This window comes from Bacteroidota bacterium, assembly GCA_005882315.1.
Classification (GTDB): domain Bacteria; phylum Bacteroidota; class Bacteroidia; order Chitinophagales; family Chitinophagaceae; genus VBAR01.
Window position 1 is genome coordinate 146,249 of record VBAR01000001.1, and the last position, 23,634, is coordinate 169,882.

Below are 23,634 nucleotides of genomic sequence, written 5' to 3' on the forward strand. Positions count from 1 at the left end.
AATGAAAAGGGTTTTAATAATGGTATTTGTTTGTTTAGCAACGAATCTATTTTCTCAAAGCGACCAACAATTAATAAGGAAAAAGATTGATTCAACAGTTAAAGAAATAGATAAAGCTGATGGCAAAATCGAAAATTTTTGGTACGGCTCTGAGTACTACGAATGGAAAACAAAAGATAGCGTAATGGTAAAAATGATTTGCTCTTTTAAATCTGATTCCAAAACTGTAACAAAAAAGTTTTATTGTACAAATAAACAAGGATTAATATTTTCAACTGAAAAAGAAGTAACATACTACGGGAGTGATAGTGTAACATGGGCTGGAAAATATTACTTCCGGATAAAGAAATTAATTGATTATGAAACTTTAGGGCACGGAAAATCCGAAACTGAAGAATGGGAGCCTGAGAAAGAAGTTTTAATATCCTATTATAAAATAATAAATAATATAACACATTTTACACTGAATAAACCCGACAAAATAAATAGTGGAAATTAATAGCCGACCAGAATTACTAAAAGTACAAGAGTGCGACGCAACAAAAGTTCAATAGTAGTACAAAAGCTAAGTACATAAAATCATAGATGCCGAGTTTAGAAAACATATCAAACAATATTCATGAATGGCTCACCAGCACATTCAGCTCCACATGGGCGATACTGTTTGAATTTGTGATTGTTGGTGTTTGTATTATTAGTTTGTTTGCAATGCTTGGACTGGTACTTATCATGATGGAAAGAAAAGTTTCTGCGTGGATGCAGTTTCGCCTCGGGCCAAATAGAGTTGGGCCTGTTGGAATGTTTCAAACAGTTGCCGATACACTGAAGTTGATCGTAAAAGAAGGGATGACCCCTGGTGGCTCTGATAAATTTTTATTCAACCTGGCTCCGTTTATCGTGATGATAATTGCGATGGTAATTATGGCGCCGCTGATGTTTGCAAAAGGTTTACAGATCTGGGATATTAATATTGGTATTTTATTTTTTACTGCCATCTCATCTGTGTCTGTGATTGGAATACTGATGGCAGGCTGGGCAAGCAATAATAAATATTCCTTACTGGGTGCTATGCGCAGTGGCGCACAAATTGTGAGTTATGAATTATCTGCAGGCTTTGCTATTCTTACGATTGTCATTTTAACCGGTGATTTAAAAATTTCTGCAATAATAGATTCACAGGCAGATGGCTGGTGGCTTTTTAAAGGACACCTGCCCGTGTGGATCGCATTTGTAATTTTTTTAATTGCAGTAACCGCAGAAACAAACCGGGCACCGTTTGATCTGGCAGAAGCAGAATCAGAGTTAACTGCGGGCTTTCACACCGAATATTCAGGAATGAAATTCGCTTTGTTCTTTTTAGCTGAATATGTAAACATATTTGTGGTTTGTGCCATTGGCGCCACATTATTTCTTGGCGGATGGCAACCATTACATTTTGGAACTGGAACGAAATTCAATGAGATCATGGATTATATTCCATCAAGTTTATGGTTTTTAGGAAAAACATTTTTTTTAATTTTTGTTATCATGTGGTTCCGTTGGACATTCCCGAGATTGAGGATCGATCAGCTATTGAATCTTGAATGGAAATATTTATTACCGATCAGTATGATCAATTTATTGCTGGCAACATTGATAGCGATCATGGGCTGGCATTTTTAGTTTGAATAATGTATATAATTAAATACATAAAAGAAGTTTTTGGCGGAGTAAAGTCTCTGCTCACTGGCATGAAGCTTACAGGTGGCTATGCCATGCGTCATCATAAAGAAAAACTTACCCAGCAATACCCGGATAATAAAGAAACACTTCATATGGCAGAACGCTTCCGCGGTGAAGTGGTGATGCTGCATGATGAAAATAATGAGCATGCCTGCACAGGTTGTACTGCTTGCGAACTTGCCTGTCCGAATGCAACGATCAAGATTGTAACTAAGTTTGATATAACACCCGAAGGAAAAAAGAAAAAAGCATTAGACACTTTTGTTTACCACCTGGAGTTATGCACCATGTGTAATTTATGTATAGTTGCCTGCCCAACTGATGCTATTAAAATGGCACAGACATTTGAACATAGTGTATTTGATAGAACTAAACTGACAAAAAAACTAAATAACGAAGGAAGTAAAATAAGGGAGGGAATTGAATGACGGCATCACAAGTCATATTTTATCTTCTCTCCGCCTTTATACTGGCCACGGCTATTCTTTCCGTTACATCGGGAAAAATTTTCCGTTCTGCTATCTGGTTATTGTTTTCATTAATTGGCGTGGCGGGTCTATACTTCTGGCTGGAAGTTGAGTTTATTGCTGCCGTCCAGATAGTAGTGTATGTTGGAGGTATTGTAGTACTCATCATCTTTTCTATTTTTCTAACACAACAATCAGGCAAAGAAATGCCGAAAGCTCCGTTGGCAAGAACTATTTCATCAGTGTTGGCTGTCTTGTTTGGTTTTGCCTTAACGTATTTACTGATCTATAAAAACGATTTTATTGGTGGTGATGGAAAATTTGATCTGAGTGTAAACCGTATCGGTAATCAAATGCTTCAGACAGGCGAACATGGTTATGCCCTGCCTTTTGAAGTAGTGAGTATGTTGCTGCTCGCAGCAATGATCGGCTGTATCGTAATTGCACTAAAATCTAAACCGGAAGAAAAATGAGTAGTGTACCGGTAAGCCATATATTATTTGTAAGCACAGCGTTGTTCTTTATCGGCATGTACGGTTTATTTACCCGCCGTAACATGATTACTATGCTGATGTCAGTAGAGCTGATACTGAATAGTGTGAATATAAATTTCGTTGTATTCAATAAATATTTATGGCCCGATAAACTCGACGGCATTTTCTTTACCATATTTATTATTACGATTGCGGCAGCAGAAGCAGCAGTGGCAATAGCCATTATCATCAATCTCTACCGTAGTCATAAATCAATTGATGTGGAAGATGCTTCGGAGATGAAGTATTAAGTTTTAGGTTATAAGTTTTAAGTTTTGTGTTCTTGATTTAAAAATGAGTTTTTAGTATTAAATGAACTATTCGTCATACATAGCATTAATTCCTTTACTGCCACTGGCAGGTTTTGTTTTGCTGGGCTTATTTGGAAGAAAGTATTTGAAAAGTTCTTCTGGAATTATCGGAACAGGCTTACTACTTGTCTCAACCATTCTTGCATTATATACAGCATATAATTACTTCTTTGTTGATGGAAAAGTTGGTGACAGCTATCAGACCATTGTCGCTGTTAAATATACCTGGCTTAATTTTTCAAAAGATGCAAGTATTGATATGGGTATCATTCTCGATCCTATATCAGTGATGATGCTTGTGGTTGTTACATTCGTTTCACTGATGGTGCATATTTTCAGCCTGGAGTATATGAAAGGTGAAGAACGGTTCCCTACTTATTATGCATTCCTTGGCTTATTCACTTTTTCTATGCTGGGGCTTGTTGTGTCAAGCAACCTGTTCCAGATCTATATGTTCTGGGAACTGGTGGGTGTATCCTCTTACTTACTGATCGGATATTATTACGATAAACCTTCTGCTGTTGCTGCATCAAAGAAAGCATTTATCGTTACCCGTTTTGCTGACCTGGGTTTTCTTATCGGCATTTTAATTCTTGCTTTCTCGGGAAAATCGCTTGACATCTCAACTTTGATCAGCAATTTAAGTTCGCCAGAATTTAATGCTGCTGCAACAATGTCTTTTTTTGGTATCAGCGCTTTGACATGGGGATTAACATTGGTATTTATAGGCGGTGCCGGTAAATCAGCAATGTTCCCCTTACATATCTGGTTGCCTGATGCGATGGAAGGCCCTACTCCTGTCTCGGCATTGATACATGCTGCAACCATGGTAGTAGCAGGTGTCTACCTGGTCGCAAGATTGTTTCCGCTATTTCATATTAATGGAGTATCCTTATCGGTTGTTACATTTATTGGTTTACTCTCCGCATTTCTCGCTGCTATTATTGCCTGCACACAAACTGATATCAAAAGAGTGTTGGCTTATTCTACAATGTCGCAGATAGGATACATGATGTTTGCATTAGGTGTTTCAGGTTATGGAGGTGAACATGGATTAGGTTATACAGCATCTATGTTCCATTTGTTCACTCATGCTTTTTTTAAATCTTTATTATTCCTTGGCGCCGGCGTTGTGATACATTTTATTCATAGCAATGAAATGAAGGATATGGGCGGGTTGAGAAAATATTTACCAATCACTAATATCTGTTTTCTTATTGCCTGTCTTGCTATTGCTGGTATTCCGCCGTTCGCAGGTTTTTTCAGTAAGGAAGAAATTTTACTGGCGGCATTTCATTCCAATAAAATTGTTTATGGCGTAGCACTATTTACTTCAGGTCTTACAGCTTTTTATATGTTCCGTTTATACTTCTCTATCTTCTGGAATAAAAATGCAGAAGTACACAATCATCATGGTGAAGGACCAGTCACTATGAAAATGCCATTGATAATCCTTGCAATTTTATCAGCTGGTGCCGGTTTTATTCCGTTTGGTGAATTTGTTTCAGCTGACAGTAAAATTCTTGAATCACATTTTGATCCGATGTTTTCCATTGCACCGGTTGCATTTGGTGTTGCCGGTATATTGCTCGCAATGTGGATGTACAAAAATGAAAACGACAAAGCGGAGAAATTTTCACAATCACTCGGCGGGTTGTATAAAGCAGCTTATAGTAAATTTTATATTGATGAGATATATCTCTTCATAACTAAAAAAATAATTTTCAACCTCATTGGCCGGCCCGCAGCGTGGATAGACAGGAATATAGTTGACGGACTGATGAATGGAATTGCGAATACAACAGCAACCGTTTCGGGATGGATAAAAGGCATACAGTCTGGTAAGGTGCAGAGTTATGCAATTTATTTCTTCGGGGGAATTGTTACGCTGGCAATTGTGTTTTTGTATTTGTGGAAATAAGAATGATTTAATGATGGCGGATTTGAAAACTTGAAGATGAACGGAATTATTTAAGTTGATAATATGAATCTTTCAATACTGATATTGGTTCCATTACTGACTGCGCTTGCTTTACTGTCTGCAAAAGGCTTGAAACAGGTAAGAACAGTTGCATTATTGGGATCGGCAGCACAATTGATCCTTTGTTTTATTTTATTTTATTTCTACCAACAGGAACGGGCTACCGGCAATGCTGCGGCATTTCTTTTCGAATATAATTATACATGGTATGAAGCACTGCACATCAATTATCATGTAGGTGTGGATGGTATTTCGATTGCTATGATCTTGCTGACAGCATTTGTTGTAATTGCAGGTGTATTGGTGTCATGGAAGATGGAAAAAATGAATAAAGAATTTTTCTTCCTGCTTATATTTTTAAGTCTTGGTGCATATGGCTTTTTCATCTCACTCGATCTTTTTACTCTTTTCTTCTTCCTTGAAGTAGCGGTAATTCCGAAATTCTTACTTATCGGTATCTGGGGAAGCGGCAAGAAAGAATATAGTGCCATGAAACTTGCATTGATGCTGATGGGCGGTTCCGCATTAGTGTTTGTGGGTTTAGCAGGATTATATTTTAATACCGATGTAAACGGTGCACACAGCTTTGATATTTTACAGATCGCCGGAATGAATATTTCTACTGATGTCCAGAAATTGTTTTTCCCTTTTGCATTTATTGGTTTTGGAATTTTCACTGCACTGTTTCCTTTTCATACATGGGTTCCCGATGGCCACTCATCGGCACCAACAGCAGCTTCTATGTTCCTTGCCGGTATTTCTATGAAATTGGGTGGATATGGTTGCCTGCGTGTAGCTACTTATTTAATGCCTGATGCGGCACAACAATATTCAACGATCATTATTGTACTGGCATGTATCGCTATTTTATATGGCGCCTTTGCTACAATGATGCAGACTGATCTGAAATATATTAACGCATACTCTTCTGTCAGCCATTGCGGTTTTGTTTTGCTTGGTATCGGCATGTTAACGAAGACTGCGATTGATGGTGCGGTAATGCAAATGGTATCACACGGATTGATGACAGCCCTTTTCTTCGCTGTGATCGGAATGATATATGACCGAACACATACAAGACAAGTTGCTCAACTGGGCGGGTTGATGAAGATGATGCCTTTTATTTCAACGGTATTTGTAATTGCTGGTCTTTGTTCATTGGGTCTTCCGGGATTCAGCGGCTTTGTTGCGGAGATGACTGTGTTCATGGGTTCATGGGAAAAAGCAGATGCTTTTTATCGTATTGCCACCATCATTGCCTGTGCTTCCATTGTAGTAACGGCTGTATATATATTAAGAGCAACCGGCAAAGCGATCATGGGGCCGGTTGTAAACAAGGAACATTTATCACTCGGTGATGCAGCGTGGAATGAAAAACTGGCTGCAGTGTTACTAATTGCAGGGATTGTAATAATTGGTATTGTTCCTTTCTTATTAAAAGACTTGATCAATCCCGGAACTGAAATAATCATTCAAAAAATAGCTGGCTCAATAAAATAATACATGCTGAACGATTTTCTCATATTGATGAAACAGGAACTGATGATAACGATCATCATCTTTATCCTATTATTCCTTAAGTTAGGGAACAAGGAAATAAAAAATGGAACACTGATCAATTTTGTCAATGTTTTATTGCTCACCAACCTTGCCTCCGGATTTATTTTTCAGAAAACCGGTTGGTTATTCGGTGATATGTTTTATACCAATGAGCTGATAACATTTGAAAAAAATCTGCTAAATCTTGGCACCCTGATCATTTCACTGCAATCTTATAACTGGCTGAAAGATCATAAACATGTTCCTGAATTTTACATGCTGATCCTTTCAACTTTACTGGGAATGCAGTTGATGATCAGCAGCAATAATCTTTTAATGTTCTACCTGGCACTGGAGCTTTCAACTATTCCATTAGCAGCATTGGCTAATTTTGATCTGGAGAAAAGACGTTCTTCTGAAGCGGCGTTCAAGATGATAATCTCTTCAGCATTCTCTTCGGGATTATTGCTTTTTGGTATCTCTATGCTGTATGGAACCACCGGCACACTGAATCTTGCTGAATTACCGGTTCAATTAAATGGAAGCCCTTTGCAAATATTTTCATTCATATTGCTGATAGCAGGATTCGGATTTAAAATTTCTGCTGTACCCTTCCATTTATGGACAGCCGATGTATATGAAGGTTCGCCGGTAGCAGTGACTTCTTATTTATCTGTTATTTCAAAAGGTGCAATACTTTTTGTACTCGTATCAGTTTTATACAAAGTTTTTGCACCATTAAGCGAAACCTGGTACAATATGCTCTTCCTGATTTCAGTGTTAACGATGATCATTGGTAACCTGTTTGCCTTGCGTCAACAAAATATGAAACGATTCCTTGCTTTCTCTTCGATTGCACAAGTTGGTTTTATATTGATTGGCATCACCGGGCAATCGGTAGAAGGAAGTGCATCAGTAATTTATTTTGTACTGGTTTATATTTTTTCCAATCTTGCCGCATTTGGTGTTATTAACCTGGTAAGTGCGGTAACGGGAAAAGAAAATGTAGATGATTATAAAGGATTTTATAAAACTAATCCGGGTTTAAGTTGGGTATTGGCTATCGGTTTGTTTTCATTGGGAGGTATTCCACCCACTGCTGGTTTCTTTGGTAAATTCTTTTTATTGCTTGCAGGTGCAGGAAAAGGAAATTACTTACTGATCGGAATTGCAGCCCTGAACATGGTCATTTCGCTTTATTATTATTTAAAAGTGATAAAAGCCATGTTTATGGATGCAAATGAAAATCCGATTGAAAAAATACATGCCGGCTGGTCACCAAGAATTGCGATTGTAATTTGTATAGCTGGCATTATAATTACGGGATTAGCAAGCGGTGCGTATCAGTATATTTATTCTTTGGTAAAATAACTAGTAACCAGATTATGGCCATTAATAAAAATCACGAATTTGAAGATCTGGATGGAGTGAAATGTGCCATCGTAGAAAAGAATGCTTCGAAAGAAAGAGTTGCTTTTTTAAAAGATTTACTGGAACATAATAATTTTAAAGTCATAGTTGTTCCATCGCCTCCGCCAAAAGCTGCACCAGCGGCAAAACCAATTGAAGGCGAGACAGCACCAGTTATTGAAACCCCTCCTGCCCCTGAAACATTTACCATTGGTGTAACCAATGTTTCTTTTAACCCTACCAATGCTATTTTTGGAAAATTACTTAGAACCAAAGACGGACATATCGTGACGCAGGTTTACTGGTATCAGAAAGAAAATGTGAGTCATGATGAAATTCCTTACTACGAATCGAAACTCTAATCAACGATAAAATGGAAGTAAAAAATTTATTTGATCCTATAGCAAAGCAGGATATTATTGAACGTATTAACAAACTTACACCCGAATCAAAAGCGCTATGGGGTAAAATGAATGTATCACAAATGCTGGCACATTTGCAAATGCCGATTGGGATTGCTTATGGCACTCACCAGCCTAAAGGAAGTTTTTTACTAAGATTAATTGGCCCGCTTTTTAAAAGCAAATTGTGGGATGAAAACCCCTACAAACAAAGCCTCCCGACTGACCCTACTTTTGTAATGATTAGCAGTGATAAAGATTTTGAAAAAGAAAAAGTTGCGTTGGTGGATATGATAAATCGCTTTACAGAATCAGCTGTAGCTGGTGAAAGACATCCTGTATTTGGTAAGATGTCAAAAGAAAACTGGAGTAAAGCCACCTGGAAGCATATAGATCATCATCTTAAGCAATTTGGTGTTTAAAACAAAAATCCCGCCTTCTGCGGGATCAGTTATTTATAAGCAATGAGTTCGCTTAATACTCATCCTCATTAAAAAGAAAATCTTCCTGTGTCGGATAATCCGGCCAGATATCTTCAATGCTTTCATACACTTCACCACCGTCATCCTCCAGCTCTTGCAGGTTCTCAACTACCTCAAGCGGGGCTCCACTACGGATCGAATAGTCAATCAGCTCATCTTTGGTTGCGGGCCATGGAGCGTCTTCAAGATATGATGCAAGTTCAAGTGTCCAGAACATATTTTCGTAAGGGTTTTAGGTTATTAAAAATACGGGGCTTGTAATGTCTTCACCTGCCGTACCTCCCAAAATTTCGGCAAAAGTAGGCTTCTTAACGAATTTTCCAAATCTAACATTACACATCCATTTTAATTCATTCTTAAAGTTTTAAGACGATTTGCCGTCGATTTGCCTGCGCTTATGATTGTTAATGTAAATTCGCGGCATGCTTAAAGCCAGTAACATTCATAAGAAATACGGAACGGTGGAAGTATTGCGTGGAGTTGACCTTGAGATTAACCGGGGCGAGGTTGTTTCTATTGTTGGCCCATCAGGTTCTGGAAAAAGCACCCTCCTTCACATCCTCGGTACGCTGGACAAAGCAGATACCGGCGAGGTCCGCATGAATGATACATTATTAACAGCTTTATCAGGCAACAAACTGGCTTCCTTCAGGAATAAACATATCGGCTTTGTGTTCCAGTTTCATCATTTGCTGCCCGAGTTTTCAGCGCTTGAAAATGCATCTATACCCGGATGGCTGGCTGGCAGAAAAAAGAAAGAAGTGATGGAAGAAGCAGAAAAACTATTAAATATGCTGGGGCTTTCAAACCGGCTTCATAATAAACCCAATCAACTTTCCGGGGGTGAACAACAGCGAGTAGCTGTAGCGAGAGCATTGATCAATAAACCTGATATCGTAATGGCTGACGAACCCACCGGCAATCTCGATTCAGCAAATGCAAAAGAACTGCATCATTTATTTTTCGATCTGAGAAAACAGTTCAACCAGACATTCCTGATAGTTACACATAACGAAGAATTAGCTCAGCTAAGCGACAGGGTACTGCATATGATGGATGGGAAGATTGTTTGATTTGCGGATTTATCAATGTGCGGATTTGCGAATTAAAAACACAAATAATCGAATAGCTTTAAACCTTCTTTCATTCGCAAATTTGCTAATCCGCACATTTGCACATTAAATCCTCGGTTTCCACGGGATTTCTATAGCATTCAGTTTATGTGCTGCATACCTTGCCAGTACAAAAAGATAATCACTTAAACGATTAAGGTATTTGATAATGAGGTTAGGCACTTCATCATTCTTCTTTTGCATTCTTACAATGCATCTTTCGGCACGGCGACAAACACATCTTGCAACATGCAGTGTTGATGCAGCTACATGACCAGCGGGAAGAATGAATGATTTCATTTCGGGCAATACTTCATTCATTCTGTCAATCTCTTTTTCGAGCAATACCACATCTGTTTCGAGTAGGTCAGGGATCTTCAGTTTTGTTTCTTTATCCGGGTCACAAGCCAATGCAGAGCCGATCGTAAAAAGCCGGTCTTGTATTTCAGAAAGTATATTATCGATCTTATTATCCTGTAAATGATCAAAACACAACCCAACAAAAGAGTTCAATTCATCTATTGTACCGTAAGCTTCGATACGGCGATGTGATTTGGGAACTTTCGTTCCACCGATCAAAGAAGTTTTTCCTCTATCACCTGTTTTGGTATAAATTTTAAATGCCATTGGTTTGAAAGATTAATTTATGCTCCTGCAGTTGCAAGTTTGCCTGCCTGTTGTTTATCAGTTTCAATCAATCCGTCTCTTAACCTTACAACACGGCGGGCATGAGCAGCAATATCGGATTCATGTGTTACCAGCACAATCGTGTTTCCTTCAGAATATATTTTATCAAATATCTCCATGATCTCATAGGAAGTAGTCGTATCAAGATTACCTGTAGGTTCATCAGCCAATATGAGTGAAGGGTTATTCACCAATGCTCTTGCAATAGCCACTCTCTGACATTGGCCACCACTCAATTCATTGGGTTTATGGTGGCTCCTGTCTGTTAGATTAACCAGGTCCAGCACATGCAAAGCTCTTTCGTTTCTTTGTTTTTTTCCAACACCACCGTATACAAGCGGCAGAGCTACGTTTTCCAATGCTGTTAATCGTGGCAACAAATTGAATTGTTGAAATACAAATCCTATCTCTTTATTTCTAATCTCAGCCAATTCATTATCCTCCATTCTGCTCACTGCTTTGCCATTAAGGACATATGTTCCGGCTGTTGGTGAATCCAGGCAACCAATAATATTCATTAATGTGCTTTTGCCAGATCCCGATGGTCCCATTAAAGCCACATATTCGTTTTTTAATATATCCAGCGAAATACCTTTCAACACGGGCAATTCCTGTTTACCCATGAAATAGCTTTTGCGGATTCCTTCGAGATGGATTATTGAGCTCATAAATAACAAAATCAAATTCCAAATTCCATTTCGAAGTTCGCTGTGGAATTTGGAATTTCCTATTTGGGATTTTTAATAACCTTCGGTACTTTGAAAAACTGATCATCATGTTCAGGTGCATTTTTTAATGCTTCCTTACGGCTGATCGAACCCTTGATCTGATCCTCACGCAGCACATTTGCCTCTTCACTCATATGCAATAACGGCTCAACGCCATCAAGGTTGAGTTCATTCAATTTATCTGCAAATTCGATCATTCGCTGCAGGTCTGTTTTGATAGTTTCTTTTTCTGATTCATCAAATTTCAACCGGGCCAGATGTGCTACTTTCTCTACCAGTTTATCGTTTACTTCCATTCAACAAATATAGTTAGGAGTCATGAGTTGGGAGTTCGGAGTCAAGAGTTTTTTACCAGGATGTTTGATAAGTCAGCGGTGAGTTCGGAATCCCGTCTACTAACTCATGACTCCGAACTACCAACTCTGAACTAATCCCTATCTTCGCCGCCGCAAATGGAAAAGAAGAAACAAATCGTAATGAGTGGCATCCGGTCGACGGGCTTTTTACACCTTGGAAATTATTTCGGGGCTATAAAAAATTTTGTACGGATGCAGGATGAATTTGAATGCTATTTTATGGTAGCTGACCTGCATTCCCTCACGACCCATCCGGATACAAAAGAACTCAAGGAGAATGTTCACCGCGTACTGGCAGAGAATATTGCCTGCGGACTCGATCCTGATAAAGCAACTCTTTATTGCCAGAGCCATATTTATGAAACAGCTGAGCTATATCTCTATCTGAATATGATGGCCTATAAAGGTGAATTGGAAAAGACTACTACTTTTAAAGACAAAGCAAGACAACAACCGGATAATATCAATGCCGGCCTGCTCACCTACCCTGTTTTACAGGCCGCTGATATCATACTTCACCGTGCATCGCTGGTGCCAGTTGGTAAAGATCAAGAGCAACATCTTGAAATGGCCCGCAATTTTGTGAACCGCTTCAATCATCGTTATGGTGAAGTTTTCCCGGAGCCGTTTGCATTTAACTATGGCGGTGAACTGATAAAAGTACCAAGTCTTGATGGTACAGGTAAGATGAGTAAAAGCGAAAACCAGAATGCGACTATTTACCTGGCGGATGATGATACAACAATCCGGACAAAGATCAAGAAAGCAAAAATGGATAGCGGGCCAAAAGAAATGAATTCAGCAAAATCCCCCGAAGTTGAAAATATTTTTTTATTGCTAAAACTGGTCAGCTCCCCTGATACAGTTAAGCAATTCGAGGATGACTATAATAATTGTACCATTAAATACGGTGTATTAAAAGATAAATTGGGTGAAGACATGGCGAAGTTCATTTCCCCAATCCGCGAAAAAGTAAACAGCATAATGGGTGATGAAAAATATCTGAAGGAAGTAATGGAGAAAGGAGCTGAAAAAGCTCGTAAAAGTGCGAAGGCTACAATGGAAGCGGTACGCCAGGCAATCGGGTTGAATTATTTTTAAAAAACCAGAATTTCAAATCTCAAATTCCGAAAAAGGGCTTACTTTGAACTCAGTCCTCTAGAAGTTTATATTTTGTTCATTGGAATTTTTTTATGGTATGGCGAAAGTAAAATTAAAACCAAAGCATATAGCGATTGCCGGAAATATTGGTGCCGGTAAAACCACATTAACGGAAATGCTGAGCAAGCATTATAAATGGATACCCAACTTTGAAGATGTGGACCATAATCCCTACCTCAATGATTTTTACGAGGACATGCCCCGCTGGAGTTTTAACCTGCAGATCTATTTTTTGAATAGTCGCTTACAGCAGCTGGTTGAAATATTAAAAGGAACTGAAACTGTTATCCAGGACAGAACAATCTATGAGGATGCACACATATTTGCACCCAATCTTCATGAAATGGGATTGATGAGCAAAAGAGATTTTGATAATTACTATAAATTCTTTCAAACACTTAAGACATTAGTTAACCCTCCTGACTTACTGATCTATTTGAATGCCTCCGTGCCGACACTGGTAGGACAAATTCAAAAAAGAGGCCGGGAGTATGAAGAGAATATTCGCCTCGATTACCTAAAAAAGCTGAACGAATACTACAACCGGTGGATCGGCGACTACAAAGAAGGCCCGCTGCTTGTAATTGATGTTGACAAAAACAAGTTCGCTGAAAAAGATGAAGACTTTGGCGATATCATTCGCAAGATAGATGGGCAGTTGTATGGCTTATTCTGATTTTAATCTTCTATTTCTACAATTACTTCAACCTCTACAGCAATATTCATCGGCAGTGATCCCATGCCTACGGCCGACCGTGCATGTTTTCCTTTATCACCAAAAATCTCAACCATCAGGTCACTATAGCCATTAATTACTTTTGGTTGGTCTTTGAAATCTTCAGTACAGTTAACCATACCCAACACTTTTACAATACGTTTTACTTTATTCAGATCTCCCAGCTCGGCTTTTAAAACAGCAAGATGATTAATAGCAGCAAGTTTTGCTGCCTCATAACCTTGTTCAATAGTCAAGTCTTTACCGACTTTGCCAGTAATATTGCTTCCATCTGTTTTTGTAGGGCCTTTGCCTGCAAGAAATAAGAGATTACCTACACGAACTGCATTCACATAATTGGCTACGGGCTTTCCTGGAGTTGTTAATACAATTCCTTTTTCTTTCAGTTTTGCTTCTGCATCCTGTGACATAGATTGAATATTTAAAATGCAAATAGAAAATAAAATGAATAAGATCTTTTTCATGATAAAAAGTTTTTAAACACATATGCAGCAATCAATGCTCCGATAATTGGTCCTACAACCGGAATCCAGCTATAACTCCAATCACTATCTCTTTTATTTTTAATAGGCAAAATAAAATGTGCAATACGTGGACCCAGATCTCTTGCCGGGTTAATAGCATAACCAGTCGGTCCTCCAAGCGATAAACCAATTGCTAATATTAATAACCCGACAGGCAAAGCACCCAACGATCCGGTATTGCTTGCGGGTTTTGAAAGTAATGATCCCCCTAATACGAGGACAAATGTTCCAATTATTTCAGTCATAAGGTTCCATCCTGTATTTCGGATAGCTGGTGCAGTTGAAAAAACAGCAAGCTGTGTGCTGGCATCTGCCGTTTCATCAAAATGTTGTTTATATGCGATCCATACAATGATCGACCCGACAATGGCACCTGCAAACTGGCCGGCAATAAATGGAAGCACTTTGCTGTTATCAAAATCTGTCATTGTAGCCATCGCAATTGTAACGGCCGGATTCAGATGACCGCTTCCGCCTAAAGCAAGAGAAGCCGATGCACCCATGTACACAGCCATAGCCCAGCCAAATGTTATTACTATCCATCCGCTATTATTTCCTTTGGTTTTATTTAATACCACATTGGCTATTACGCCAGCGCCGAGGATTATAAGAATAGCGGTGCCGACAAATTCAGGAATAAATGAAGACATAAGCAATCGTTTTAGTTAATAATAGGAAGATAGTTCTTTGCTGTTAAATTAAAATTATCGATCTCCTTTTTTATCCACGTATCATCTTTACCCATTTCTTTTGCCATCATACCAGCAACCAAAGGCGCTGACTCAATAGCGGCTTTTGCATCCAGTAACAATGCTCTTGTTCTTCTTACCAACGCATCTTCTACCGTCATGCACAATTCATTTTGCACAGCCCATACAATTTCTGCTTTTATATAAGGCAGTGACGGATGAATCAACTCTCCGAGTACTGAATTATTTTTTACCAGCGATTCAACTCCTTCCGCATCACTGCCATAATAATACAATGCAGCATTATAATCATTATTTTCTTTATATCCATGTATATGCAAATCTCTTGTCCCACATTCCTTATCATATAAACCAGCTTTGTTTATAGCGATCTCCATTACATCTTCTGCCATCTTTCGATAGGTTGTCCATTTACCCCCGGTAATACTTATTAATTCAGAATCAGAAACAGAGATATGATGGTCACGGGAAATAGCTGCTGTTATTTTGCTATTACTTTTTACCAAGGGTCTTAATCCGGCAAATACGCTGCGTACATCCGATAGCAAAGGATCTTTCCTCAGATAACGGGCAATATGCTGCATTACAAATTCAATTTCACTTTTCAAAGCTATCGGTTCTATAGATGCTCCCGGAACAGGTGTATCGGTTGTACCCACAATTACTTTATTATGCCAGGGCACAGCAAATAATACACGGCCATCATCTGTTCTCGGGATCATGATCGCTGTATCGCTTGGTAAAAACTCTTTATCAAAAACTAAATGAATGCCCTGGCTGTGAGAGATCATTGGTTCTGCTTCTGTATTATCCATTCGTGCAATACTATCAGAAAAAATTCCTGTTGCATTGATGACAACCTTTGATCTGATCTCGTACTCTTTTCCATCAAGCTCATCTTTTGCTTTTACTCCACAAATGATGTTATTTGCTTTCATTAATTCTTCAACACTTATATAATTTAAAACAACAGCTCCATGATCGGCTGCGGTCATTGCTAAATGGATCGCCAATCTTGCGTCATCAAACTGCCCGTCATGATACAATACGCCGCCCCGTAATCCTTCTTCATCAAGATTAGGAGCTAGTTTTAATGTTTCTTCTTTGCTTAAAAATTCTGATGGCCCTAAACCTAAACTACCCGCCATCCAATCATAAACCTTTAATCCAATTCCATAAAAAGGATTTTCCCACCATTTATAATTAGGAATAACGAAGGATTGATTTTTTACGAGATGGGGCGCATTCTTTTTAAGCAAGCCCCTTTCCTTCAAGGCTTCCATCACCAGTTTGATATTTCCTTGTTGTAAATAACGTACACCGCCATGCACCAGCTTTGTACTTCTTGATGACGTTCCTTTTGCAAAGTCATATTTCTCCAGTAAAATAGTTTTACACCCTCTTGATGCTGCATCTACAGCAATACCTAAACCCGTAGCGCCACCACCAATGATGCAAATATCAAATTCCTTTATCGAACTAAGCTTTTCTAATTGTTCTTGTCTTTTCATACAGAATTATTACTCATCCGCCCATGCAATTGCTGCCGTCACTGCTCGTTGCCATCCATTCACTAAATCGTTTCTTCCTTTGTCATTCATGCCTGATGAAAATGTTTTATCTACCTGCCATTGCTTTTGTATCTCTTCTACGTTTTTCCAGTAGCCAACAGCGAGCCCGGCTAAATAGGCAGCGCCGAGTGCCGTTGTTTCTGTTACTTTCGGACGAATCACTTTTGTATTGAGTATATCACTTTGAAACTGCATCAGGTTATTATTTACTGTAGCTCCGCCATCTACTCTTAGTTCTGCAATACTTATTCCTGCATCTGCTTCCATGGCTTTTAGTACATCATAAACCTGGTATGCAATACTGTCCAGTGCAGCTCTTGCAATATGTGCATTAGTGCTTCCTCTTGTCAAGCCAAAAATACTTCCTCTTGCATGCTGGTTCCAGTGCGGCGCACCCAATCCGGCGAATGCAGGAACGATATAAACTCCTTCTGAATTTTTTACGGTTGCTGCTAATGGCTCAACTTCTGATGAGTTGCCGATAATTTTTAACCCATCACGCAGCCACTGAACTACAGCGCCGGCTATAAATACACTTCCTTCCAGCGCATATTCTGTTTTGCCTTCGATCTGCCATGCAATAGTTGTAAGCAGATTATTTTTTGATGTAATTGCTTTTGTGCCTGTATTCATCAGCATAAAGCAACCTGTACCATATGTATTCTTCACCATACCCGGTTTTGTGCACATTTGCCCGAACAATGCTGCTTGCTGATCCCCGGCAATACCTGCAATAGGTATTTTTATTTCAGGAACAATGTTACCTGTAGTTCCATAAATCTTACTGGATGGTTTTACTTCAGGCAAAACTGATTTTGGGATATTGAATAGTTTTAGTAACTCCTCATCCCATTGGCAAGTATGAATATTCAGCAACATCGTACGTGATGCGTTTGAAACATCAGTGACATGAACATTGCCAACAGTTAACTTCCAAACCAACCAACTATCTATTGTACCAAATGCCAATTCACCTTTATCTGCTTTTTCTCTTGCGCCGTTCACATTATCTAAGATCCATTTTAATTTAGTTGCAGAAAAATAAGCATCGATCACTAATCCTGTTTTTTCTTGTATCGATTTTGCATGACCTGCATCTTTTAATTCATCACAAAAAGCCGCAGTCCGTCTATCCTGCCATACAATTGCATTATAAATTGGCTTACCGGTACTGCGTTCCCATACCACGGTTGTTTCACGTTGGTTAGTAATACCAATACCTGCTACCTGCTTCATTGTAATACCCGCTTTCGCCACTGCTTCAGCCACTGTGCCAAATTGTGTACCCCAGATCTCCTCAGCATCATGCTCCACCCAACCGGGTTGAGGGAATATTTGCTTAAACTCTTTCTGTGCTACACTTATAATATTCCCCTGCTTATCAAATACAATGCTTCGGCTGCTGGTAGTACCCTGGTCTAATGCCAGTATAAATTTATCAGACATAAATATGCTTTAGTGAAAGGAAGTTAGGATAAAAAATCAATTCCACTATGATTCATTAAAAGAAGAAGGAGTAGATCAAAACCCAATTCTAACACTTCCATACACGCCAAATCTCCTGATCCGTTGTGGTGGTAAAGGTGTTGGCAATAACCTCCAGATAAAATCAATACGCAGTACGCGGAGAATATTATCTATCCCTGTTCCAAACTCCATATAAGTTTTTCCATCAAGAGTTTGAAAATTATGCCCTGCTTTGAAGTTGAGAGCAGTATTCTCATCAGAAAGATCTGCATTTAAAAGTTTTACCGTCCAGAACTGACGCAATTTCATTTTACGTGTTGGCCCAAACCATTTAAATATGCCGCTTCCGAAATTATGTTCAAAAGTTAATCCTGCATAACGATCATGCAGGAATTCCCATCTGTTCATCATACTAAAGGCGTATTTGTTGTAATAATACAAATCATTTCCCGGTGCAATGTCCAGAAGAACATAAGGCAGGGTGCCGAATGTTTTTCCTGCAAAGACAAAATAACTAATGGTGCCGAATGGTGATATTTTAAAATTGTCCGAAACATTCGCAAAAACTTTAGAATAACTATAACCGCTTTTAAAAATACCCTGTATACCTCGGGTAAAATATAATTCTGCTACCGGATAAGGGCTGCCAAGGCTTGTGCGAAAAAAAGTATTTTCCAAATATTTTTCGAGGTAAGCAAAGCGCAGGCGAAAAGTTGCTTCGAATGTCCGCAATGGGTCAGGATCTGTTGGTGTGACATACTGTTCTTTTCCCGGAAGACCCATCAATGGATAAAAAATTTTATGAGAAAAAATAAAGAAGCCCGAAAGACCATTTTTCCGCTGATGATAAAATTCAAACCTTTTCTCATTGATGCGTATAAATTTTCTTGGAATACCAGGTTTGTGAATAGCCAGAGAAAAAATATTATCACTTGTTATTTCACCATAATAGGTCTGTCCAAAATCAAGGTCATCGGTGTATGAACCATAGAGAAATGTTCTTGGATTTTTTTTTGGCAGGTAAAACGCTTCTGCTTTTCCTTTGAATGCCTTATCTCCAAATCCATAGGCAAGATAACCATGTAGCCATATTTTTTTATCAAAGTGGCGGTTTGTAGCTAAATCGAATCGAAGCCGGAAACCTTCCCAACCATTAGATGAAACCCAATAATACCAGGGACCCAACTGATAATTACCTACGTTGAAATAACCGGTACCAATAAAAGCAAGTGTTTTTGTGAATTTTTGAAAATGGGGGGAATTAGTCAGTGTATCAATCATGTGAATGATACCTTTCTCATTCTCGGTAAGCTCTTCATGTCTTGCCGTATCCCAAAATTCTTTTGATTTTTCTGCAGCACCGGGGAGTGTAATGATCTCTTCCTGGATAGTGTTCTTATCTAATTCCTTTATGACTGAACTATTATTCACTACAATATCCTGGTAGGTAGTTGTCTTTCTGCCAATAAATCCCAATCTCTCATCACCAATCGGGGAAACATCAGCAACAAATTTATCTTTCAATAAAAACCAGGTAGTATCATTTAATAACTGATACTCCTGTATCATGCTAAGGCGTTCAAGGAAATTTACATTAGCATCCTTCTCAAGACGAAGATTCATTTTCTGAATACCAAATGTTGCCGCCTGTACCCAGCAATCACCATCAAATGTATTCTCCCCTTTTCTTTTAGGTGCAAACACAAGGTGGAAATAAGCTTTCTTGCCTATATACTGTGTATCTGTAACAGAGTAATTATAATACTTATCACCATTATCACTGGCAGGGCTTACAAATTGTTTATCAAATACAGGAATGAAATTGTTGTAAACATTTACATTCTGATCAGTGCCTCCCAAATACTTCAGCATGCTTTCATTCTTTATACCATTGGTGTTAGCGGCTTTAATTATCTCTCTTCTCCTCAATGGTTTTTTCTGGTAATAATAATCTGAAATTGATTCCGTGAGATAAGCAGGAAGATATTTCACCCCGTCGGAGGAATCAATATTCTGGTTGATAATGTTGGTGACTGGCCGAAGCGGTTTGAATTTAGATATCTTCGCTGTACTAAAATTTTTCAGATCCAACTCCAGCTTATTATAAAGTTCATAAGAAAAATTATCAAAGCGGAATTTATCGTTCTGCGGTTTATGCTCCACTATTTTTCTCCATAAATAAAGCCCCTTGTTGATCTTGATCTTTACTGTTGCATTATCATTTATCTTTCGCGGCTCAAGCATTACTGTAATAAATATAGAATCCTTCGATTTATCGATAATATATAATACCTGCTGATAAGAAACATTGGTTATCTCCAGTGTATCGGAGGGCCAGTGAGTAAGTATAAATGAGAATCTTCCTGCTGAATCACTGAGTTTGCCAACGGTACTATTTTTAAATTGAATGGAAGAAAAAGGGACCGGTTCTTCGCTATGATTATCTTTTAAAATACCAGATATGATTTTTTGCTGACCTGATGCAGAACCAGGCGACAGGAAAAAGCTCAAAATGAACAAACTGAGAAAAAAAAATAACGATTTCAGCATCGTTACAAATTTAGCCCACAAAGCTGAAAGGCTGAATGTTAAATTGGCCGTTAAAGTAACCGGGTTGATAAAATTCATTTGGGAGTTTGCAAAAGAGAGGTTTACTTTGTATTACAAAGCACTTTTTTATGTTAGACCCAAACCAACAATCAGAGCCCCTGCAGGAGCTGAAAGACATCAAACGAATGATGGAACGCAGCAGTCGTTTTATTTCATTAAGTGGTTTGAGTGGAATTGCCGCAGGTGGTTGTGCCCTCGCTGGTGCATTAAAGGCAAAAAGCATTCTCGAGAATTATTATGGTGGTTATAATAGCTCCGGTTTTTTTTCAGGAGATGAATTCAGTAAGTTGAAAATTCAATTGCTGATACTTGGCGTTATCACTTTCCTTGCAGCGTTTATCGGCTCATTTATTTTTACCTGGCAAAAAGCAAAAAAACAAAACATCCCCTTGTGGAATATGACGAGCCGGAAACTATTATGGAATATGATGATTCCGCTGATCTCCGGTGCGTTGTTTATTATTGGCATGTTGCGATATGATGAATATGCATTTATAGCACCTGCCTGTTTAATATTTTATGGGCTGGCTTTGGTAAATGCCAGCAAATACACATTCACTGATGTGAAATATTTAGGATATGGACAGATAATACTTGGATTGATCAATATGCTTTATATCGGTTATGGTCTTTATTTCTGGGCCATTGGTTTTGGTATCCTGCATATTATTTATGGCGCAATTATGTGGTGGAAGTATGAAAGAAATAATTAAAAAATTTAATGTTGAAAAATCCGATCACAGGTTTAAATAAAATTTTTGAAAGCCGCATCCGCCTCGGTGTGATGAGTGTCCTGATGATGAATGAGGAGGTAAACTTCAATGACCTGAAACAGATGCTGGAAGTAACGGACGGAAACCTGGCAACGCATCTTGTAAACCTGGAGGAGAACGGGTTTATTAAAATACATAAAGGGTTTGTGGGGAAAAAAACGAATACTACTTATACATTAACCAAGACAGGTGAAAAAGCATTTACAGATCATATCACTGCACTTGAAAGCATGATCAAAGGGGTGAAATGATTTTTTTTGCCTTTTCACTTTGTACTACAAAGTGGATTATATGGAAAGGGATAAACGAATTATTAAACAATGGTTGATTTTCTTTATAGTCGCCTTATTCATTAGCGGATTAACAGCTATGCCAGTTCAGGCAGAGATAAATTTTCTGTATAAATGGACAGAAGACATTGATTTCATACAACCCTGGATGGAAAAGTTGAATGAAGGGATCAATACAACCGCTCAACACTATCCTTTTTTGTTTTATGGTTATGATTGGCTTGCCTTTGCACATTTTGTTTTAGCAATTCTTTTTATAGGTCCATTAAAAGATCCTGTAAGAAATAAATGGGTGATTGAATTTGGGATCATAGCCTGCGTACTTATTATTCCTTTTGCTTTTATAGCCGGTTATATGCGAGATATTCCTTTCTGGTGGCGGCTGCTTGATTGTTCATTTGGTATTGTTGGTCTTATTCCCCTTTCTATTTGTCTCAGAAAAATAAACCACATCGAAAACGCTGAAACTAAAAAAATAGATTATGAAAACAGCTTATCGTATTAACTGGTTTACTGTGCTCATCAGGTATAAGCAATTCTTCAAAATATTTTCTGAGCCTGAGACTGAAAACACCACATCCGAAAAACAATTCTATAAATAATAAAAAGTATAGCCATGGAAACAACAGCAGAAACCTCTACCGCCGGCATGGTCTGGCAAAAAAGTAAATGGATCATTAAAGGATGTATTGTAGGCCTGATGGCCATTCTATTTATGATTCCGATGCTTTATGTAAAAAACCTGATCATAGAAAGAGAAGAGCGGCAACGTGAAGTAACCAATGAGATCAGCAGCAAATGGGCAGGTCCGCAGAATATTGCCGGGCCGGTACTTTGCGTTCCTTACAATGAAATCCATATCACCAATGAAGGAAAATCCATTACGACAAAATATATCGCTAGTTTTCTGCCCGATGTATTAACTGTTAATTCTTCCATTAACCCTACAGAAAAACACCGCGGCATTTTTAAAGTAATGCTCTATAATACTAAAACAAAATTAACTGGTAGTTTTGGAAAGCTGGCTTTGGAGAAACTTGGAGTCGGTGCTGATAAATTTATCTGGAATGAAGCTTTTGTAAAACTGAATCTGACGGATATCAAAGGTTTGAATGACCCCATAAAACTGAAATGGAAAGATAGCCTGATAGAACTTTCTCCGCAGAATACAGTGAATGCTAAAGATGGTGTTTCCGCTTTGGTTAATGCAGCATCCATTAATGACTTGCAGGATCTTTCTTTTTCCGCTGATATTGATTTGAATGGCTCGGAGCAACTGCTCTTTACACCGTTGGGGAAATCAACTACTGTAAACATCAATTCAAATTGGAAAGACCCGAGTTTTAATGGAAGTATTTTACCCCAGGCAACCGAATTAAAAGACACAGGATTTTCTGCTACCTGGAAAAGCATGGCCCATACACGAAGCTTCCCCCAGCAATGGATCGATGATGCTTTTAAAATTGATTCGCATGTACCTGTTCTTTTTTATTCTGAACGAAATGATTTCAGCAGAGACGCAGTAAGGATAAGCGGCAGCGATACTAATCAGGCATCAAATTCAACAAGTAATGCCACTTTCGGAGTTAACTTATTTATCCCCGTCAATGGCTATCAGAAAACGCTTCGAACAGTTAAGTATGCTATCCTCTGCATACTGCTTACATTCGCAGCTTTCTTCCTGATAGAAACAGTACATAAAAAATCGGCACATCCTTTCCAATATGGACTTGTTGGCTTAGCCTTAGTATTGTTTTATACGTTACTGCTTTCATTTTCTGAATACACAGGTTTTAATACCGCTTACCTGATAGCATCAGTAGCCACGATCGGGTTGATTGCATGGTTTGTAAAAGGAATTTTACAATCTACCAAACCAACAACTGTATTGTCTGTAGTTCTTGTTCTTATTTATTCCTATGTATTCAGCATTTTACAATTGCAGGATTATGCTTTGCTATTCGGCAGCATCGGTTTATTCCTTACGTTGGCAGTTATCATGTATTTCTCAAGAAAAATTTCATGGTAACACTTAAACTCATTTTATGAACTATGTATATTGG

Annotated in this window: 26 protein-coding genes; 17 read left to right on the forward strand and 9 right to left on the reverse strand. The window is 38.4% G+C overall.

What is annotated here, in order from left to right:
• Position 1: 1 nt before the first annotated feature.
• The 10 genes from E6H07_00590 (at position 2) to E6H07_00635 (ending at position 8,786) form a co-directional block, all read left to right on the forward strand.
• Positions 2-499 (forward strand): hypothetical protein, encoded by a 498-nt coding sequence (locus tag E6H07_00590; protein ID TMI64449.1) that lies wholly within the window; start codon positions 2-4, stop codon positions 497-499.
• A gap of 86 nt (positions 500-585) precedes the next feature.
• Positions 586-1,662, forward strand: a complete 1,077-nt coding sequence (gene nuoH, locus E6H07_00595; GenBank protein ID TMI64450.1) for an NADH-quinone oxidoreductase subunit NuoH — start codon at positions 586-588, stop codon at positions 1,660-1,662.
• Between the two features lie 17 nt (positions 1,663-1,679).
• Complete coding sequence (locus E6H07_00600; protein ID TMI66425.1) at positions 1,680-2,150, forward strand: 4Fe-4S dicluster domain-containing protein; 471 nt, start codon at positions 1,680-1,682, stop codon at positions 2,148-2,150.
• On the forward strand, positions 2,147-2,662 hold the full coding sequence (locus E6H07_00605; protein TMI64451.1) for an NADH-quinone oxidoreductase subunit J: 516 nt from the start codon (positions 2,147-2,149) through the stop codon (positions 2,660-2,662). The genes E6H07_00600 and E6H07_00605 overlap by 4 nt, the downstream gene beginning before the upstream one ends.
• On the forward strand, positions 2,659-2,973 hold the full coding sequence (gene nuoK / locus E6H07_00610) for an NADH-quinone oxidoreductase subunit NuoK (GenBank protein TMI64452.1): 315 nt from the start codon (positions 2,659-2,661) through the stop codon (positions 2,971-2,973). Before E6H07_00605 ends, nuoK begins: the two co-directional genes overlap by 4 nt.
• A gap of 61 nt (positions 2,974-3,034) precedes the next feature.
• Complete coding sequence (gene nuoL, locus E6H07_00615; GenBank protein ID TMI64453.1) at positions 3,035-4,954, forward strand: NADH-quinone oxidoreductase subunit L; 1,920 nt, start codon at positions 3,035-3,037, stop codon at positions 4,952-4,954.
• A 63-nt stretch (positions 4,955-5,017) separates the two neighbouring features.
• Positions 5,018-6,514 (forward strand): NADH-quinone oxidoreductase subunit M, encoded by a 1,497-nt coding sequence (locus tag E6H07_00620; protein ID TMI64454.1) that lies wholly within the window; start codon positions 5,018-5,020, stop codon positions 6,512-6,514.
• A gap of 6 nt (positions 6,515-6,520) precedes the next feature.
• Positions 6,521-7,924, forward strand: a complete 1,404-nt coding sequence (locus E6H07_00625; protein TMI66426.1) for an NADH-quinone oxidoreductase subunit N — start codon at positions 6,521-6,523, stop codon at positions 7,922-7,924.
• Between the two features lie 14 nt (positions 7,925-7,938).
• Positions 7,939-8,325, forward strand: coding sequence for a hypothetical protein (locus E6H07_00630; GenBank protein ID TMI64455.1), 387 nt, complete (start codon positions 7,939-7,941; stop codon positions 8,323-8,325).
• 11 nt (positions 8,326-8,336) lie between these two features.
• Complete coding sequence (locus E6H07_00635) at positions 8,337-8,786, forward strand: DUF1569 domain-containing protein (GenBank protein ID TMI64456.1); 450 nt, start codon at positions 8,337-8,339, stop codon at positions 8,784-8,786.
• A 52-nt stretch (positions 8,787-8,838) separates the two neighbouring features.
• Here the strand turns inward: E6H07_00635 and E6H07_00640 are convergent, their stop codons facing one another.
• The gene (locus E6H07_00640; GenBank protein TMI64457.1) at positions 8,839-9,063 is read right to left on the reverse strand and encodes a DUF2795 domain-containing protein; all 225 of its coding nucleotides are present in this window, start codon (positions 9,061-9,063) and stop codon (positions 8,839-8,841) included.
• A gap of 205 nt (positions 9,064-9,268) precedes the next feature.
• Between E6H07_00640 and E6H07_00645 the strand changes: the two genes are divergently transcribed.
• Positions 9,269-9,919: an ABC transporter ATP-binding protein gene (locus tag E6H07_00645; protein ID TMI64458.1), complete on the forward strand. Its 651-nt coding sequence runs from the start codon at positions 9,269-9,271 to the stop codon at positions 9,917-9,919.
• A 105-nt stretch (positions 9,920-10,024) separates the two neighbouring features.
• Here the strand turns inward: E6H07_00645 and E6H07_00650 are convergent, their stop codons facing one another.
• The 3 genes from E6H07_00650 to gatC are packed head-to-tail and all read right to left on the reverse strand — an operon-like array spanning position 10,025 to position 11,669.
• Positions 10,025-10,585 (reverse strand): cob(I)yrinic acid a,c-diamide adenosyltransferase, encoded by a 561-nt coding sequence (locus E6H07_00650; protein ID TMI64459.1) that lies wholly within the window; start codon positions 10,583-10,585, stop codon positions 10,025-10,027.
• Positions 10,586-10,602: 17 nt separating this feature from the next.
• Entirely contained in the window at positions 10,603-11,313 is a 711-nt protein-coding gene (locus E6H07_00655; protein TMI64460.1) for an ABC transporter ATP-binding protein, read from the reverse strand.
• Positions 11,314-11,372: 59 nt separating this feature from the next.
• The gene (gene gatC / locus E6H07_00660; protein ID TMI64461.1) at positions 11,373-11,669 is read right to left on the reverse strand and encodes an Asp-tRNA(Asn)/Glu-tRNA(Gln) amidotransferase subunit GatC; all 297 of its coding nucleotides are present in this window, start codon (positions 11,667-11,669) and stop codon (positions 11,373-11,375) included.
• Positions 11,670-11,825: 156 nt separating this feature from the next.
• Here gatC and trpS point away from each other — a divergent pair, with 156 nt between their 5' ends.
• Both trpS and E6H07_00670 read left to right on the forward strand, forming a co-directional pair.
• On the forward strand, positions 11,826-12,830 hold the full coding sequence (trpS, locus tag E6H07_00665) for a tryptophan--tRNA ligase (GenBank protein TMI64462.1): 1,005 nt from the start codon (positions 11,826-11,828) through the stop codon (positions 12,828-12,830).
• Between the two features lie 97 nt (positions 12,831-12,927).
• Positions 12,928-13,566, forward strand: coding sequence for a deoxynucleoside kinase (locus tag E6H07_00670; protein TMI64463.1), 639 nt, complete (start codon positions 12,928-12,930; stop codon positions 13,564-13,566).
• Between the two features lie 2 nt (positions 13,567-13,568).
• Here E6H07_00670 and E6H07_00675 read toward each other — a convergent pair whose 3' ends face one another.
• From E6H07_00675 to E6H07_00695, 5 genes are all read right to left on the reverse strand, one after another.
• Positions 13,569-14,090: a RidA family protein gene (locus E6H07_00675; GenBank protein TMI64464.1), complete on the reverse strand. Its 522-nt coding sequence runs from the start codon at positions 14,088-14,090 to the stop codon at positions 13,569-13,571.
• On the reverse strand, positions 14,087-14,800 hold the full coding sequence (locus E6H07_00680) for an aquaporin family protein (GenBank protein TMI64465.1): 714 nt from the start codon (positions 14,798-14,800) through the stop codon (positions 14,087-14,089). The genes E6H07_00675 and E6H07_00680 overlap by 4 nt, the downstream gene beginning before the upstream one ends.
• Positions 14,801-14,811: 11 nt before the next feature.
• Positions 14,812-16,371 (reverse strand): glycerol-3-phosphate dehydrogenase/oxidase, encoded by a 1,560-nt coding sequence (locus E6H07_00685; protein ID TMI64466.1) that lies wholly within the window; start codon positions 16,369-16,371, stop codon positions 14,812-14,814.
• A gap of 9 nt (positions 16,372-16,380) precedes the next feature.
• On the reverse strand, positions 16,381-17,877 hold the full coding sequence (glpK, locus tag E6H07_00690; GenBank protein ID TMI64467.1) for a glycerol kinase GlpK: 1,497 nt from the start codon (positions 17,875-17,877) through the stop codon (positions 16,381-16,383).
• 75 nt (positions 17,878-17,952) lie between these two features.
• Positions 17,953-20,448: a carboxypeptidase-like regulatory domain-containing protein gene (locus tag E6H07_00695; GenBank protein TMI66427.1), complete on the reverse strand. Its 2,496-nt coding sequence runs from the start codon at positions 20,446-20,448 to the stop codon at positions 17,953-17,955.
• Between the two features lie 128 nt (positions 20,449-20,576).
• Here E6H07_00695 and E6H07_00700 point away from each other — a divergent pair, with 128 nt between their 5' ends.
• From E6H07_00700 to creD, 4 genes are all read left to right on the forward strand, one after another.
• Positions 20,577-21,221 (forward strand): hypothetical protein, encoded by a 645-nt coding sequence (locus tag E6H07_00700; GenBank protein TMI64468.1) that lies wholly within the window; start codon positions 20,577-20,579, stop codon positions 21,219-21,221.
• An 8-nt stretch (positions 21,222-21,229) separates the two neighbouring features.
• Complete coding sequence (locus tag E6H07_00705; GenBank protein TMI64469.1) at positions 21,230-21,532, forward strand: transcriptional regulator; 303 nt, start codon at positions 21,230-21,232, stop codon at positions 21,530-21,532.
• Positions 21,533-21,572: 40 nt separating this feature from the next.
• Positions 21,573-22,076, forward strand: coding sequence for a hypothetical protein (locus E6H07_00710; GenBank protein TMI64470.1), 504 nt, complete (start codon positions 21,573-21,575; stop codon positions 22,074-22,076).
• Between the two features lie 111 nt (positions 22,077-22,187).
• The gene (gene creD / locus E6H07_00715; protein ID TMI64471.1) at positions 22,188-23,600 is read left to right on the forward strand and encodes a cell envelope integrity protein CreD; all 1,413 of its coding nucleotides are present in this window, start codon (positions 22,188-22,190) and stop codon (positions 23,598-23,600) included.
• Positions 23,601-23,634 lie beyond the last annotated feature (34 nt).